Genomic DNA, 14,256 nt, shown 5'->3' with positions numbered 1-14,256 from the left:
GCGCCTCACCCACCCACTGGAACACGGAGCATGCGCTCCATGAAAAACTGCATCCGCCCGGATGCCGACTGGATCAGTGGTAATTGGGTCACCGCTTCGGCCAGCGCACGGAAATCCCGCGCAGCAGCACTGCCGGGCGCGTAATCGAGCACCGACTGGTATTTGCGCAAGGCCTGCAGCACCAACTCATCGCCCTCAATGGCGTTCAAGTAACGGATGGACACCCCCAGAAAACGGGTACACACATCGTTCAGGCGCCTGTAGAGCTGGCGTCCTTCATGGGCACTGCCCACCATGTTGGGAATCAGGTAAATCTCGTCCAGGGACTGCTCGGTGGCCATGACCTTGATCAAACCGTAAGCGTCGGCGATCGAGGACGGCTGGTCGCACACCACCACAAAGCGGCGCTGACAAGCGGCCATGAACTCCAACACGGCAGGCGCAATGCCCGCTGCGACATCCACCACCAGGTAATCGACGGGTTCGTCCAAGGTGTCAAACGCATGGATCATGGTGGCGATTTGCGCCGAATCGAGCGCGGCAATGTCGCGCAAACCGGAAGCACCGGGGACCAGCCGCACGCCCTGCGCGGTCGTGATCAGCACCTCTTGCAAGGTTTTGCTGCCGTTGAGCACATGGCTGATGTTGAAAGGCGCATGCGCTCCCAGCGCGATCTGCGCATTGGCCATGCCCAGGTCGGCGTCCAGCAGCATCACCTTGTGGCCGCGCATGGCCAAAGCCACGGCCAAATTGATCGACACGGTGGTTTTACCGGCCCCCCCTTTGCCGCTGGCGACTCCGATGACTTGGGGGAAACTTTTTTTATCCATGAACAGCTTTGGCAGACGACTTGGCCGTCACAGCCCGTGGCCTGACGGCACGGGTCTTGGGTTGAACTTCAGGGGCCAAGGCCACCTCTTTTTTGACACGGGGTTTGCGCGCGGCCTTGGCAAGCTGGGCAGCGGCTTGCACATGCGAGATCTCGGGCAACAAGGCATGCAAGGGCGTCATGGCCAGGCCAACCAAGCGCTCGGCGCCAAAGCGCAGGGGCGGCACGTTGATTTTGCTGTCTTCGGCCATGCAGGAGACGGCCAAGGGCTGGTCGCACAGACCCTTGATCAAAGGCCATGGGTAGGCCGCTTCGTCCACTTTGGTGAGCATCAGGGAAGCCCAGCGCATGTCTGAATTCTGGAGGATTTTTTGCACACTGGTCACTGTAGCATCAACAGGCAAGACCGCATGGATGCCCAGGGCCGAAAAAGACTGTTTCAACTGCTGTGCGTGGACCGCAAAATCGGTGCCGGGCGTGTCGATCCAGATCGTTTTGCCTTGCAGCTCGTCGAGCAAGGTCTGCAGCATGGCCAGGTCAGCGGCGCGATAGCACGCGGCACCCGCTTGCGAAGCCAGCAACTGGATTTGCGACCAGGCACCGGGGCGCTGGTCACCGTAACTGATCATGACCTGCTTTTCAGCGCCGTGCGCTTGGGCTGCGGCGTAGGCCAATCGGCCCAGCATCGAGGTTTTGCCCGCGCCCGAAGGCCCGCACAAGGCATGCACGCCCACATCAGGCACCTTCATGGCCGGGCGGCTGATGGCGTCGGTCAAGAGGCCTTCGACCACAGGCCAGGCCTCCCCAAGGGTCTCCAGGCCCTGGATGCTGTCGGTCAGCAAACTGCGCAGCGCCACCGGCATGCCCACTTCCTGCATGGCCAGGGTCAACTTCTGGATATCGGGCGACAAGCCCTGCGCGGCTTGCCATGATTGCATTTGGCGCGACAAGGCGAACTCTTTGCGCAAAGCCGACATTTCCTGGCGCAGCATCTCGACGATTTCCTGGCTGCGTTGCTGTTCATAACGCGCCGCCTGGATGGCCGCTGGGTGCAGGGCGGCCTCGCCCGGCGCCTGGGTCGGCGTGACCACAGCCTGAGGCTGGGCAGGCAGGCTGCGTGCACGAAAAGCTTCCTGAGCCGTCTGCAAATCCAGGTCGGCTTCTTCTTGCGCCGTGTCCTCTTGCGCAAGGTCTGTGGCGGCCTGTGAGTTTGCGTTTTGAAACACCTCGGCAAAAGGCAAAGACGCGTCTTTGTCCGCCTGGAAGGACACGTCCTGTGCCGGAGATGTGAGCGCAGACGACGCGTTGGCTGGGGGCTGCACCGCTTTGTTGGCCACGTCAACCGCCACGATCAGTTCGGTCTGCTGGTCGACCCTTTGGCTTGAAATGATCAGCACATCGGGGCCATACATCTGAATGGCTTTCTCGTTGGCTGAGCGGCTGTCACGGGCGATGATGCGTTTGAGTTCCATGATTTATCAGGCTTGGGTCACAGAGGGGTTGTTGCGTGGATCGGCTTGCACGGTGTTGATCACCTTGACGGCCTGATCGTCCGGAATTTCGCTGTAGGACAGCACCGTGAGGTCGTTCACGCGGTAACGCACGGCACGGGACATCCAGGGCCGGATGGCGGGCGAGACCACGAGCACCGCGGGCAGCCCCTGCTCTTCGGTGGCCCGGGCGCTCTCGCGCAACGCGGCAAACAGGCTTTCGGCGAGGCCTGGCTCCAGCACCATGCCGGCCGAGTTGGTGTTTTGCTGCAACACGTTGTGCAGCAGCTGCTCCAGCTGAGGGTCCAGGGTCAGGACCGACAAGGTGTCGCGGTTCTCGGTCAGGCTTTGCACGATCATGCGGCCAAGCTTGGGGCGGACCAATTGGGTCAATTGGTCGGGGTCTTGCGTGCGGCCGCACACTTCAGTCAGGGCTTCCACGACGGTGCGCATGTCGCGGATCGGCACTGATTCCTGCAAGAGGTTCTGCAAGGTGCGTGTGACCACGCCCAAGGACAGTTTGGCAGGCACCAGCTCTTCCACCAGCTTGGGGGATTTGGCGGCCAGTTTGTCCAGCAGCTTCTGGGCTTCGTCGTGGCTCATCAGTTCGGAGGCGTTGTCGCGCAAGACCTTGTTCATGTGGGTCGCAATGGCGGTGCTGGGGTCCACCACGGTGTAGCCCAGCGCCCGGGCCTGGTCGCGCCAGGCGGGCTCGATCCAGACAGCCTCCAGACCGAAGGCGGGCTCTTTGGTCGCCTGCCCTTCGACTTTGCCGTACACCTTGCCCGGGTTGATGGCCAACTCGCGGCCGACCTTGACTTCGCCACGGCCGCGCACCACACCATTCAAAACAATGTGGTAGGCGTCGGGCTCCAGATTGAGCGCATCGCGGATGCGCACCGGTTGCACCAGAAAGCCCAACTCAGCGGAGAGTTTCTTGCGCACGCCCTTCACGCGGGTCATCAGCTGACCACCCGACTCGACGTTGACCAGCGGAATCAGGCCATAACCGATCTCCAGGCCGATCAAATCCACCTGCTCCACATCGTCCCAGTCCAGCTCTTTGGGGGCTTCGTTCACGGGCAAAGCCGGAGCGGCCGAGCTTTGCTGCAGCAGCATTTGTTTGCGCATGACCATGAAAGCCACCCCGGCCGTAGCGGCCGCCAGGGTCAAAAAGACCAGGTGCGGCATGCCCGGCACCAAGCCCAAAATGGTCAAGATACCGGCCGCAATGAACAGGGCCGGCACGTTCGACAGCTGGTTGGTGGCCTGCTCGGTCATCGACTCGGAGGTGGTCACCCGGGTCACGATGATGGCGGTGGCCAGCGACAAGAACAAAGATGGGATTTGAGCGACCAGACCATCGCCAATGGTCAGCAGCACATAAATGCGGCTGGCATCGCCCACCGACAGGTTGTGCTGGCTGATGCCAATCACCAGGCCACCCACGATGTTGATGATCAAAATCAGCAGGCCCGCCATGGCGTCGCCGCTGACGAACTTGGAGGCACCATCCATGGAGCCGAAGAAGTCCGACTCCTGGGCCAGCTCCTCGCGGCGTTTTTTGGCGATTTCCTGGTCGATCACCCCGGCGTTCAAGTCGGCGTCGATCGACATTTGTTTACCGGGCATCGCGTCCAGGGTGAAACGGGCATTGACCTCGGAGACACGGCCGGCACCCTTGGTCACCACAAAGAAGTTCACGATCATCAAGATCACGAAGATGATGAAACCCACCACGTAGTTGCCGCCGATCACGAACTCGCCGAACGCCGCGATCACCTTGCCGGCCGCTTCCGGGCCTTCGTGGCCGTTGACCAGCACCACACGGGTCGAGGCCACGTTCAAGGCCAGACGCAGCATGGTGGCAAACAGCAAAACCGAGGGGAAAGACGAAAACTCCAGCGGTTTGCGGGTGCCGATGGCGATCATGATCACCACCAGGCCGATCATGATGTTGAAAGTAAAAAGGATGTCCAGCAGCAAGGGGGGCAGCGGCACCACCAACATCGCCATGATCAACAGGACCAATGCGGGCAAACCCAAACCCGCCAGATCGAAGCGGGCAAAGTTCTGTCGGATGGCTGACAGGGTCAATGTGGTCATGTGGAAATGGGCGCTGACAGAGTGAACAGAGGGCTGGGGTGTAAATGTTTCAACACCCTGAAGCAAGGCGCATGCCACACCAACCGACACCCCTATCTCAAGATCCGGCACACCCATGCAAAGCTGGTGCGCAACTTGCTCAATCAGGTGATCACAGACGCCAGCGGCAAAAAATGGCCGCTGCCCCTGAACCGCTTGAACCCGTGAAACCCCTGACCAGACGACACGCCCATGACCATCGCCTTGATAGATACCGCCAGCCTTGCCAACAGCAGTGCCCCCATCGATTTGGGGCTCAAAAGCGAGCCAGGCTCACGCCAAGACACCTCCGAATTTGGGCAAGTGATGTCGGATGTCATGGGGCCACTCAAAGAGCTTGTGCCGGGCTTGTCAGAGCCAGCTGTCTTGATGACTGCTCCCCCGCAAAATGGGATGCAGCTGCCGATGGCTGGGCAAGCCATGACCCAGAACCCGGTCTTCCCGGCCCCCTTCGGCGTCGCCTTCGGGGACGATGCGCTCAAAGCCGTTCATCTGGGACCCCACCTCAAAGTGATCACTGCGGAAACCACTGCGCCCGACGAGCAAAGCCTGGAAGCCTTTGCCCGTTCGCAAGGTCTGGACGAAACCGCTGTGCAATGGCTCATGGGCACCGCACCGGCCATGATGCCCCCTGCGGTGCCCGGCCAGGTCAGCGGCTTGGCGTCCCAAGGCGGACCATTTGGCGTGGCGGACGCAGCGAGCCCCCTCCCACAAGCCACTTCTTTGAATACGTTAGGCATGCCTCCCGAAGCTACCGCGCCAGACTCTGCCGCCAGCTTACCCGGGGAGCCCATGAAAACAGGCGCAGGGCTCAAGACCGACACGCCTGCATTACCAAGCAGCTTGAACAGCGCCGCACTGTGGGCCATGAGCCAAGCCACCGAGAAAGCCCGCGTCACCAGCCCAACAGCCGAAGCGTCCCCCGATGCAACGAAAATGACGTTCCAGATGATGCCCCCGCCCCCTCCAGCAGCCATCTGGATGCTGCGACATGGTCTTGCCCCCTCCCCGACCAAGGAGAACGTTAGTACCAAAGGCGGTGTGGCGTTGAGCGAACTGGACTTGAGCGAGGCGGCAAGACCTGAACTGCTGGAAAGCCTGAGCCAGAGCATGGCTGAAGGCGGTGCCTCGGCCACTCCGGGCGCCGCCCCCACACCTTTGTCTGGCCATGGCTCACACCGCCTGGACCCGGCGGCTGCAGCCCGTCAGGATGGCCAGAACCCAGACGCCAGCGCCTCCGCACCCGACGCCGCCTTGGCACAACGCAGCGAAAACGTGCAGAACCTGGCCGAAAAAATGGGTCAAGCGGTGGGCCAGCGCATCCTGTCCGAGATCGAAAAAGGGCAATGGCACCTCAAACTCTCGCTTCGGCCCGCCACCTTGGGCCACATCGAGGTCGAGATGCGCATGCGCAGCGGTGAGCTGGATGCGGTTTTCACGGCCCCGCAAGCCTTAACGCGAGAACTGCTGCAAGACGGCATGGCCAAACTCAAAGAGACGCTCAATCAAATGGGCATGGATGTTGCTTCCATGCAGGTAGGTGACGGGCAAACCCGACAACGTGGCGGAGAGTCGACACCCGGACAAATGTCAAAATCGACAAATACCGGCGTCAACGCTTCAGAATCCACGACCACCCCTGCCGTCAACGCCCCGCGCATGAAAATGGGACAAGACGGCTGGGATGTGCTGGTTTGACACGCAATCAATCAAGGAATCGACATGGCAGACGAAGAAATTGAAGTTGAAGGCAAGAAAAAATCGCCTCTGATCAAAATTGTGGTGATCGCCCTGGTAGCCATCTTGTTGCTGGTCGGCACGGCCGTGGGCACGATGTTCGTCACAGGCTTCTTCGACAAGAAAGACACGGCCGCTGCCGAGCAGGCCCTGAAAAACATGGAAGCCGGTGCTGCCGACAGCAAAGCGGCAGCGAGCGAGGCCGCGCCCCAAAAGAAGGCCAAGGAATCGCCTGAACTGCAGCGCTTTGAAAACAGCTACATGGAGTTGGAAAAGCCCCTGGTCTCCAACCTGACCAACACCCGCAAAGTGATCCAGTTGAACCTGGCCATCATGACTCACTACGACGAACGGGTTTTCAAGAACGCCAAAAAGCATGAATTCGCGCTGCGCTCGGTCGCCCTCGATGTGATGCGTCAGATGACCGAAGCCGACCTGGCCAAACCCGAGTTCCGCAAGGAACTGGCCGCCAAGATCCGTGAAGAAATGAACGGGGTCTTGCAGAAATACGAAGATTTCGGCGGCATCGAAGAGGTTTTCTTCACCAGCTTCGTGGTTCAGTGAACCCACAAGCTCTTGAAAAGAAACCCTGACCATGGCTGAAAACCAACCCCTGTTGTCCCCGGATGAACTGGCCGCTTTGTCGGCCAGCATCAGCGACGGCAGTCTGGACGTCGACACGGGCTACAACCTGGATGCCCAGGTGCGCAAGCACGATCTGGCGGCAGAAGACAGCAGCCTGGGGGTGAACGTCTCCTCGCTGGACATGATCAACGAGCGCTTCATCCGCATGTTCCGCTTGGGCATGCTCGAAGTGCTGCGCACCAGCCCCCGCATCAACCCCAGCCGCGCCCAGATCGTTCGCTTCAGCGACTACATCAAGGACCTGAAAGCGCCCTTGTCGGTGAACATCATCCGCATGGCGCCTTTGCGTGGCTATGCCATGGTGGTGATCGAGCCGACCGTGGTCTTCAGCTCGCTGGACAGTTTCTTTGGCGGTTTTGGCCGCGGCGTGGGCCAGCTGCCACCGGGTCGGCTGTTCACACCAACCGAAACCCGCATCATCAAAATCATTTTGCAGGTCTTCTTTCGCTCCTTCAAAGAGGCCTGGTCGCCCGTGGCAGCCATCGATTTCGAGCATGTGAGCTCCGAAATCAACCCCCAATTCGCCCAGATTGCCGATGAAAACGACCTGGTCGTTCTCAGCCGCTTTGAGTCCGATGCCACCGCCCAAGGGGCCGGTTTCATTGACATGGTGATCCCCTATGTGGCGCTCAAGCCCGTGCGCGACTTGCTGCGCAGCCGCGTGCAAACCGGGGACGGCAACGAAGAATCCGACAAAGTCTGGCGCAGCCAGCTGGCCGATGCCGTGAAGGACGCGGACCTGGAAATCCAGATCCTGCTGGGCAAGCTCCAGCTGTCGCTCCAGCAGCTGCAGTCCATGCAAGCTGGCGATGTTTTGCCATTCAAAAAGCCAGAATCGGCCAGAGCGCTGATTCAGGACATGCCGGTCTACGATGTTGAAGTGGGTGCCCTGGGCAGCCAGGTGGCGGTCAAGATCGTCCAAGCCATCAGCCCCAACACCCACGCCTGACCCCCTATCGAGGAGCGCCCATGAGCGAACTGACCCCCACCGCCGAATCCAGCACCGAAGCTGCCGACAAAGGCCAAATCCACGGCGATGTGCTGCAAAACATCCCCGTCACCCTGTCCATCGAGGTGGGCCGGGCTGTGATCAAAATCCGCGACCTCATGCGCCTGACCCAGGGCAGCGTGGTCGAGCTCGACCGCATCGCAGGCGAACCCCTGAACCTGCTGGTGAACAACACCGTGGTGGCCCAAGGCGAAGTGGTGTTGGTCAACGACCGTTATGGCATCCGCCTGACGCGCGTGGTGCCCGCCTCCGAACGACTCGACAACCTCTGACCCGGAGCGGAGCGGCCTGGGCATGAACTCGGTATGGACATTGGGAGACTGGCTGCAATACCTGTTCAGCTTCATTTTCGTCATTGGTTTGCTGCTGACGCTTTTGTGGACGCTGCGCAAACTGCAAAACGGCTCTTCACTGCTGCGCAAAAACACACAGCGCCTGCAAACCCTGGAAACCCTGTCGGTCGGCACGCGTCAAAAAATCATGCTGATCCGGATCGACAACCGTGAAATCCTCGTGGGCGTGACCGCCCAACAAATGACCGTATTGACCCCCTGGCCTGACGCTTCTGACGCTTCGCAGGCCACCGCCTCTGGAACACCCCAACCATGAAGCGCTCTTTCCACATTGGCCTGATCCTCACGGTTTTGTTGGGGCTGCTGCCCATCCTGGCGCAGGCCGCCCCCGACATGCCGGCCATCACCAGCACCAACACGGGCAAAGGCACACAGTACAGCATCACGCTGCAGTTGCTGGCCTTGATGACCACCCTGTCGGTGCTGCCGTCGCTGCTGCTCATGATGACCGCTTTCGTGCGCATCGTGATCGTCATGTCCATCCTGCGCCAGGCCTTGGGCACTGGCCAGACCCCACCCAACATGGTCATCGTCGGCTTGTCGCTGTTCCTGACCCTGTTTGTGATGTCGCCCGTGCTGAACGACGTCTACCAAAATGCCCTGCTGCCCTACATGAACCAGGGGATGTCGTTCGACAAAGCCCTGGCCGCAGCCGAAAAACCGATCCGCGCCTTCATGCTGTTGCAAACCCGTGAAGACGACATCGCCATGTTCATGGAGATCGCCCGCAACAAAGGCGTGGCCAGCTCGCAGGATGTACCCTTCATGACGCTGGTGCCGGCCTTCCTCACCTCCGAGTTGAAAAGCGCGTTCACCATCGGTTTCCTGATTTACATCCCCTTTGTCGTCATCGACTTGATCGTGGCCAGCGTCTTGATGTCCATGGGCATGATGATGCTCTCGCCCATGATGATTTCGATGCCCTTCAAGCTGATGTTGTTTGTGCTGGTCGATGGCTGGAGCCTGATCATGGGCTCACTGGCTGCCAGCTTTGCCATGCCTTAAAGGAGCAGACCATGGACACCGCAATGGTCATTGATTTGGGGCGCCATGCCCTGTGGACAGCCGTGCTGGTTTGCGCCCCCTTGCTGGGCGTGGCCCTGGCCGTGGGTTTGGTGATCGGCATCATCCAGGCGGCCACCTCGATCAACGAAATGACGCTGAGCTTCATTCCCAAGCTGATCGCGCTGGCCCTGGCCTTGCTGATTTTCGGCAGCTGGCAATTGGTCACCCTGATCGACTTCACGCGCACCATCTTCCAGCGCATCCCCACCTTGTTCTCCTGAAACCGGACAGAACGGCCATGAATTTCCTCGCAGCAGACATCGTCGAAAGGTTCTACACCTTTCTGTGGCCGATGCTGCGCATCTCGGCCTTGATGATCACGGCCCCGATTTTTTCGGTCAACGCCTTCAACCTGCGCCTGCGCATCCTCATGGCTTTGGTATTGGCCTGGCTGGTCTACCCCTTGCACAGCTGGCCAGTCATCGACCCGTCCACCGCCCCCGGTTTGGTGGAGGTGTTCAACCAGATCATGATCGGCTCGGTCATGGGCCTCATCCTCCAGGTGGTGGTGGCCGCCATGGTCGTGGGCGGCCAAAGCATCGCGGCGGCCATGGGCCTGTCCATGGCCAACATGATGGACCCCAACATGGGCAACGTGCCCGTGATCTCCCAGCTGATGATCGTCATGTCGACCCTGATCTTCGTTGGCTTTGGTGGTCATGCCATCATGCTGGGTCTGATCTCCGAGTCTTTCAACACCCTGCCGATTGGCACTTTCATCCTCAACCAGAACGTCTACGGCCGTGTTTTGCAGTGGAGCTCCATGGTGTTCCTCGGGGCGGTCCTGATGGCTTTGCCGGTGATGGTCTCGTTGCTGTTCATCAACATCGGTTTGGGCGTGGTGACGCGCGCGGCGCCAAGCCTGAATATTTTTGCCGTGGGCTTCCCCGCCATGATCATTGCGGGCTTTTTGATCTTGATCATCTCCATGGAGAGCATTGGCGCCCGCATCGAATGGTTGTGGGTCCAGGGCTTCACCGTGGTGCGCGACGTGTTGGGGGTACCCAATGTCTGAAGCCACAGGACAGGACAAAACTGAAGAACCGACATCCAGAAAGCTGAGCAAGGCGCGGGAAGACGGCCAGGTGGCCCGCTCCACCGAATTGCCCGCTGCCGTCATCGTGATCGGGGCACTCATGTTGCTGCTGATGACCGGTGGTTGGCTGATCTCCCGCATGGCCACCGTGTTTGCCACCGGTTTTGTGTTTGACCGCACCACCATCAACAAGCCTCTGCTGCTGCCCGCGCACTTTGGCGATCAAATGCTCTCGTCTTTTGTCACCGTCATGCCCATCATGGTCTTCACCGTGATTGCGGCCATCGTGGCCTCGGGCGTGACCGGGGGTTATCTGTTTTCGCTCAAGGCCGTGGCCCCCAAGGGCTCCAAACTCAGCCTGATCAGCGGACTCCAACGCATATTTGGCACCCACGCAGCAGTCGAACTGGGCAAAGCCATCCTCAAGTTCACGCTTGTCTCGGCCGTGCTGTGGTGGTCGCTCATGTCCAACATGGATGACCTGATCCGCATGGGCCAGATGGGCCTCGAACCCGCCCTCGCTGCCGCGGGTGTGATGATCATGAAATCGGCCTTGTGGGTTGCCTTGAGTCTGGCCGTCATTGCCCTGATCGATGTTCCGTACCAGAAATATTCGTTCAACAAGCGCATGCGCATGACCAAGCAAGAAGTCAAGGACGAATACAAGCAAATGGAAGGCAGCCCCGAAGTCAAGGCCCAGATTCGCCGCCGCCAGCGCGAGATGGCCAACTCGCGCATGATGGCCCGCATCAAAGACGCCGACGTGGTGATCACCAACCCGGAACACTTTGCGGTGGCGCTCGAGTACGACCCCACGGGCGACGGTGCGCCCATCATGGTGGCCAAGGGCTCGGACCACATGGCGGCCCTCATCCGCGAAGAAGCCAAGGCCCATGGCGTGCACCTGTTCGAAGCCGCGCCACTGGCCCGTGCCATTTACTTCACCACCGAAGTCGAGCAACAAGTCCCCGAAGACCTCTACCACGCCGTGGCCCAGGTGATTGCCTACGTCTTCAGCCTGGAGGCAGCATCGCCCATGAACCCACCGCAAGCCAAACCCCGAGTCAAAGTCCCGCCCAGCATGCTGTTCAACCCGGACGGCAGCCGACTTGAAAAAGCGGGAGCCCGCGCATGAACATCCAGATCCACCCCGACAACGCTGCCTTGAACCACTGCGTCTTCCGCGCGGCCGACCGCATGCGGATCGACGGCTGCGCCAACGCCGTGGCCCACGAAGGCCTGAGCCTGGCGCTCTACTGCCCGTTTGAGGCCTTGCTCGACCACTATGTGAACCTGCTGCTGGCACGCTTGCGCCAACAAGCCCCGGACCACCGCATCGAGGTCTACTTCCCGGCCAATATCGACTCCTTGCTGGGCCGCTTCAACGAGGTGCTGGCCAGCCAATCGCTCAACCAGGCGGTCAAGGCACCGTCCAGCACCCACCAGGCCCAAATCTGGCTGGTGCACGACGCGCAAACCCTGCCCGAGAGCGAAATCCAATTGCTCGCCCGCCTGATCCAGAACTTCCCGGGCGCGAACATCCGGGCCATCTTGCTGATGTCGGGCCACGCCAATGCCCAAAAATCACCGTTGTCGGCCTTTGGCCGAAAAATCCTGCGCTGGGACATCGAAGCGCCCACCGAAGACCAGGCCCAGGCCGCACTCGACTTGGCACGCCACGAAGGGCACTTCCATGCCGTGCAGCAATTGGTGCAACGCATCCAGCGCCAGCAGCGCCCCCCCGAGCTGGACGTGCACTTTCAGGCCCCGGTCTTGAGCGCCGGTCAGCCCAGCACGGAAGCGGACAAGCCAAGCACGTCTTCCCTGCAAAACCAGATCAACACTTTTCAGCAACGTGGTGACGCTGCCGTCCGCTCATGGCAGCAAGCCGGGCAGCGCCTGCGCCATGCGCCCCAATGGCTGCGGCACAACAGCAAGCTGGCGCTGGGCATCGCCTTTGCGCTGGTCATGTCCACACTGATGATGCTGTGGATTCAACCCGAAGCCTTTGGCTTGAAATCGACCAAGCCCGTTGCGGCTGCGCCGCTCACCAGCCCGCAATTGGCGGCCGCCCTGCCCGCTGCCGCCCCAACCGCCACGCCACCCGAGGCCCCCACCCCGCCAGCCCCCATGGCCGTGACGCCACCCGCGCCCGCCATCGAGCCGCCGGAAGCCACCGCACCAGGCCAGGCCTGGCTCAAACAACTGGACCCCAGCAGCTTCCTGCTGCAGCACGGCACGGCCAGCAGCTACGAAAAGGTCCTGGACATCCAACGCAAACACCCCGCCTTGAAGGACGCCCAGATCATCGCGGCCTACCGTCCCGGTGAAAAGCTGGCTCATTTTGTGATCGTCTCGGGCCCCTTCAGCGAATTGAACCAAGGCTACGAGGCCTCCAAGCGTCCCGGCATCCCCAGAAGCTGGGTACGGCCTACACGTGGCTTGCAAGAATTGCTCAAGAGCCCCAACTGAGTCATGGAAGCGAACCTATGAAAAAGAACACTGTCCTGCGCAACGAATCCCCGCACGCCGTCAAGATGCAGGCGGGCTCCAATGTGGCCGAGCGCACGACTCGCAAGGCGGCGAGCGTCAAAGAGCCTGCGGACAAAGCCAAGGGGGATGACTCAGCGAACACGCCACCGTTGACCAAAGTCGTCAGCGCTCCGGTCAAAGCCAGCCCACGCACGCCGCCCAAGCCCCGTACCAAAGCCCGGCTGAAAACGTCTGTTCAGGCGGACAGCCCTGGAGCCCCTCCAGCACTCCGTTCAACTGAAACACCTCAGACTGCACCCACACCCCCTGTGCTGGACGAAGCCGCCTTGTGGGAACAGGACAGCCCGGTGAAAAACCGTTTGGCACAACTGAGATCACGCAACGCACTTTTGGGTGAGCAACTCCAAAGACTGAAGCCCCCTTTTCAAGCCCGAGGAAAAAAACCATGAGCGAGAACACCTTTACACCTGCCGCCGAACCGCAAGACATGGCTTCGGCAGAGTCCATGGAAGCCGCAGCGGCTGCGGTGAGCACCACGCCACTGACCACCAACGAACACCCCAACGCGAAGGTTGAGCCCCCCCCCGCAAAGGCCTCAACACCCACCCCGCCCACCCCACCCCAGCATGCTGGCATCACGGTAGACCAACGCGCTTACCAGCAGTACCAGTCCCTGGCACAAGTGGTTCTGGACTCGGCAGAGCTGGCCACCAAGTCGGCCGAGGCGGCCGCCAACGTCAGCAGCCAGCTGCGTCAAACCACGACCGACTTCAAGGCCCTCACCGAAGACGGTCACAAGAAAGCCCGCCTGTTGCTGGCCATCACCGGGGGCGTGCTGGTCATCAGCCTGATCTTCTTCCTGATCATGGGCGTGCGCCTGGTCAGCCGCATCAACCAGCTCGATGCCATGCTCACCGCCGTTGGCAAACGCGTGGTCGAACTCAACGCGGGCATGGAGTCCCTTGAAGGGGTCAACCAAAGCGTGAAAGAACTGGCCGCCCAGCAAATGGTCTTGACCAAATCACAAGGCCAAATCGAGGGCCGCATTGACGCCTCGCTCAAGCAATCGGAAAGTCTGGTCCAAAAAGTGCCCAGCGAAACCGCCAAACAGGTCGCTGCCACCAGCGACTCGGTGGTGCGCCAGGTTCAGGGGATCAATGCCAAACTGCAAACCCAGGCCAATGCAGTCCAGTCCTTGGGCAACGAAGTCAAATCGCTCAAATCGGCTGTCGGCAATGTCGACAGTCTCAAGCGCGATGTCGAAGCCTTGGTGACCTTGCAAAAAGAGCGTTACCTCGAGACGGTGCAAAAGAACAACGCCAGCGCCTCACGCGAGCGGGCGGTGCAGTTCCCGCGTTACACCGCGCCCAAGCCAGGAGAGAGCACCCCGAATGCGGCGTCCGGCAGCCCCGCCACAACGACAACCAAGCCCTGAACGGCCCCTGGAAAACGGG

The 14,256-nt window shown here is 60.7% G+C and carries 16 protein-coding genes; 12 read left to right on the top strand and 4 right to left on the bottom strand.

The window, feature by feature from the left end; all coding sequences use genetic code 11:
• Positions 1-5: 5 nt before the first annotated feature.
• From B9Z34_RS00275 to B9Z34_RS14530, 4 genes are all read right to left on the bottom strand, one after another.
• Complete coding sequence (locus B9Z34_RS00275) at positions 6-830, bottom strand: MinD/ParA family protein (protein ID WP_108426107.1); 825 nt, start codon at positions 828-830, stop codon at positions 6-8.
• The gene (locus B9Z34_RS00270) at positions 823-2,301 is read right to left on the bottom strand and encodes a hypothetical protein (protein WP_108426106.1); all 1,479 of its coding nucleotides are present in this window, start codon (positions 2,299-2,301) and stop codon (positions 823-825) included. Before B9Z34_RS00270 ends, B9Z34_RS00275 begins: the two co-directional genes overlap by 8 nt.
• 6 nt (positions 2,302-2,307) lie before the next feature.
• On the bottom strand, positions 2,308-4,425 hold the full coding sequence (gene flhA / locus B9Z34_RS00265) for a flagellar biosynthesis protein FlhA (RefSeq protein WP_108426105.1): 2,118 nt from the start codon (positions 4,423-4,425) through the stop codon (positions 2,308-2,310).
• Positions 4,426-4,568: 143 nt separating this feature from the next.
• Positions 4,569-4,784 (bottom strand): hypothetical protein, encoded by a 216-nt coding sequence (locus B9Z34_RS14530; protein WP_158268685.1) that lies wholly within the window; start codon positions 4,782-4,784, stop codon positions 4,569-4,571.
• A gap of 73 nt (positions 4,785-4,857) precedes the next feature.
• Here B9Z34_RS14530 and B9Z34_RS00255 point away from each other — a divergent pair, with 73 nt between their 5' ends.
• The 12 genes from B9Z34_RS00255 to B9Z34_RS00200 are packed head-to-tail and all read left to right on the top strand — an operon-like array spanning position 4,858 to position 14,237.
• Complete coding sequence (locus B9Z34_RS00255) at positions 4,858-6,162, top strand: flagellar hook-length control protein FliK (RefSeq protein WP_233249353.1); 1,305 nt, start codon at positions 4,858-4,860, stop codon at positions 6,160-6,162.
• A 24-nt stretch (positions 6,163-6,186) separates the two neighbouring features.
• Entirely contained in the window at positions 6,187-6,765 is a 579-nt protein-coding gene (gene fliL, locus B9Z34_RS00250) for a flagellar basal body-associated protein FliL (RefSeq protein ID WP_108426102.1), read from the top strand.
• A gap of 31 nt (positions 6,766-6,796) precedes the next feature.
• Positions 6,797-7,795, top strand: coding sequence for a flagellar motor switch protein FliM (gene fliM / locus B9Z34_RS00245; RefSeq protein WP_233249352.1), 999 nt, complete (start codon positions 6,797-6,799; stop codon positions 7,793-7,795).
• 20 nt (positions 7,796-7,815) lie between these two features.
• A complete protein-coding gene (fliN, locus tag B9Z34_RS00240; protein WP_108426100.1) occupies positions 7,816-8,127 on the top strand; it encodes a flagellar motor switch protein FliN in 312 nt (103 codons plus the stop codon).
• 22 nt (positions 8,128-8,149) lie between these two features.
• Positions 8,150-8,464, top strand: coding sequence for a flagellar biosynthetic protein FliO (gene fliO / locus B9Z34_RS00235; RefSeq protein WP_108426099.1), 315 nt, complete (start codon positions 8,150-8,152; stop codon positions 8,462-8,464).
• A complete protein-coding gene (fliP, locus tag B9Z34_RS00230) occupies positions 8,461-9,213 on the top strand; it encodes a flagellar type III secretion system pore protein FliP (protein ID WP_108426098.1) in 753 nt (250 codons plus the stop codon). The genes fliO and fliP overlap by 4 nt, the downstream gene beginning before the upstream one ends.
• 11 nt (positions 9,214-9,224) lie before the next feature.
• Positions 9,225-9,494, top strand: coding sequence for a flagellar biosynthesis protein FliQ (fliQ, locus tag B9Z34_RS00225; protein WP_108426097.1), 270 nt, complete (start codon positions 9,225-9,227; stop codon positions 9,492-9,494).
• A gap of 17 nt (positions 9,495-9,511) precedes the next feature.
• Complete coding sequence (gene fliR, locus B9Z34_RS00220) at positions 9,512-10,288, top strand: flagellar biosynthetic protein FliR (protein ID WP_108426096.1); 777 nt, start codon at positions 9,512-9,514, stop codon at positions 10,286-10,288.
• Positions 10,281-11,444, top strand: a complete 1,164-nt coding sequence (gene flhB / locus B9Z34_RS00215; protein ID WP_108426095.1) for a flagellar biosynthesis protein FlhB — start codon at positions 10,281-10,283, stop codon at positions 11,442-11,444. The genes fliR and flhB overlap by 8 nt, the downstream gene beginning before the upstream one ends.
• Positions 11,441-12,781 (top strand): hypothetical protein, encoded by a 1,341-nt coding sequence (locus B9Z34_RS14580; protein WP_199220033.1) that lies wholly within the window; start codon positions 11,441-11,443, stop codon positions 12,779-12,781. The genes flhB and B9Z34_RS14580 overlap by 4 nt, the downstream gene beginning before the upstream one ends.
• Before the next feature lie 17 nt (positions 12,782-12,798).
• Positions 12,799-13,251 carry a hypothetical protein gene (locus B9Z34_RS00205; protein ID WP_108426094.1) on the top strand — a complete coding sequence of 151 codons (453 nt, stop codon included), beginning with the start codon at positions 12,799-12,801 and terminating at the stop codon, positions 13,249-13,251.
• Entirely contained in the window at positions 13,248-14,237 is a 990-nt protein-coding gene (locus B9Z34_RS00200; protein WP_108426093.1) for a hypothetical protein, read from the top strand. Before B9Z34_RS00205 ends, B9Z34_RS00200 begins: the two co-directional genes overlap by 4 nt.
• Positions 14,238-14,256: the final 19 nt, after the last annotated feature.

Source organism: Limnohabitans sp. Hippo3, assembly GCF_003063665.1.
In the GTDB taxonomy this organism is placed as follows: Bacteria; Pseudomonadota; Gammaproteobacteria; order Burkholderiales; family Burkholderiaceae_C; genus Limnohabitans_A.
Note: the sequence above shows the minus strand (reverse complement) of the source record. Positions and strands in the feature narration are given on the sequence as shown.

What these genes read in the sequence shown, in the direction of transcription:
- B9Z34_RS00275 (WP_108426107.1), bottom strand. Translation starts at nt 830, where the DNA reads ATGGATAAAAAAAGTTTCCCCCAAGTCATCGGAGTCGCCAGCGGCAAA.
- B9Z34_RS00270 (WP_108426106.1), bottom strand. Translation starts at nt 2,301, where the DNA reads ATGGAACTCAAACGCATCATCGCCCGTGACAGCCGCTCAGCCAACGAG.
- flhA (WP_108426105.1), bottom strand. Translation starts at nt 4,425, where the DNA reads ATGACCACATTGACCCTGTCAGCCATCCGACAGAACTTTGCCCGCTTC.
- B9Z34_RS14530 (WP_158268685.1), bottom strand. Translation starts at nt 4,784, where the DNA reads ATGACATCCGACATCACTTGCCCAAATTCGGAGGTGTCTTGGCGTGAG.
- B9Z34_RS00255 (WP_233249353.1), top strand. Translation starts at nt 4,858, where the DNA reads ATGCAGCTGCCGATGGCTGGGCAAGCCATGACCCAGAACCCGGTCTTC.
- fliL (WP_108426102.1), top strand. Translation starts at nt 6,187, where the DNA reads ATGGCAGACGAAGAAATTGAAGTTGAAGGCAAGAAAAAATCGCCTCTG.
- fliM (WP_233249352.1), top strand. Translation starts at nt 6,797, where the DNA reads ATGGCTGAAAACCAACCCCTGTTGTCCCCGGATGAACTGGCCGCTTTG.
- fliN (WP_108426100.1), top strand. Translation starts at nt 7,816, where the DNA reads ATGAGCGAACTGACCCCCACCGCCGAATCCAGCACCGAAGCTGCCGAC.
- fliO (WP_108426099.1), top strand. Translation starts at nt 8,150, where the DNA reads ATGAACTCGGTATGGACATTGGGAGACTGGCTGCAATACCTGTTCAGC.
- fliP (WP_108426098.1), top strand. Translation starts at nt 8,461, where the DNA reads ATGAAGCGCTCTTTCCACATTGGCCTGATCCTCACGGTTTTGTTGGGG.
- fliQ (WP_108426097.1), top strand. Translation starts at nt 9,225, where the DNA reads ATGGACACCGCAATGGTCATTGATTTGGGGCGCCATGCCCTGTGGACA.
- fliR (WP_108426096.1), top strand. Translation starts at nt 9,512, where the DNA reads ATGAATTTCCTCGCAGCAGACATCGTCGAAAGGTTCTACACCTTTCTG.
- flhB (WP_108426095.1), top strand. Translation starts at nt 10,281, where the DNA reads ATGTCTGAAGCCACAGGACAGGACAAAACTGAAGAACCGACATCCAGA.
- B9Z34_RS14580 (WP_199220033.1), top strand. Translation starts at nt 11,441, where the DNA reads ATGAACATCCAGATCCACCCCGACAACGCTGCCTTGAACCACTGCGTC.
- B9Z34_RS00205 (WP_108426094.1), top strand. Translation starts at nt 12,799, where the DNA reads ATGAAAAAGAACACTGTCCTGCGCAACGAATCCCCGCACGCCGTCAAG.
- B9Z34_RS00200 (WP_108426093.1), top strand. Translation starts at nt 13,248, where the DNA reads ATGAGCGAGAACACCTTTACACCTGCCGCCGAACCGCAAGACATGGCT.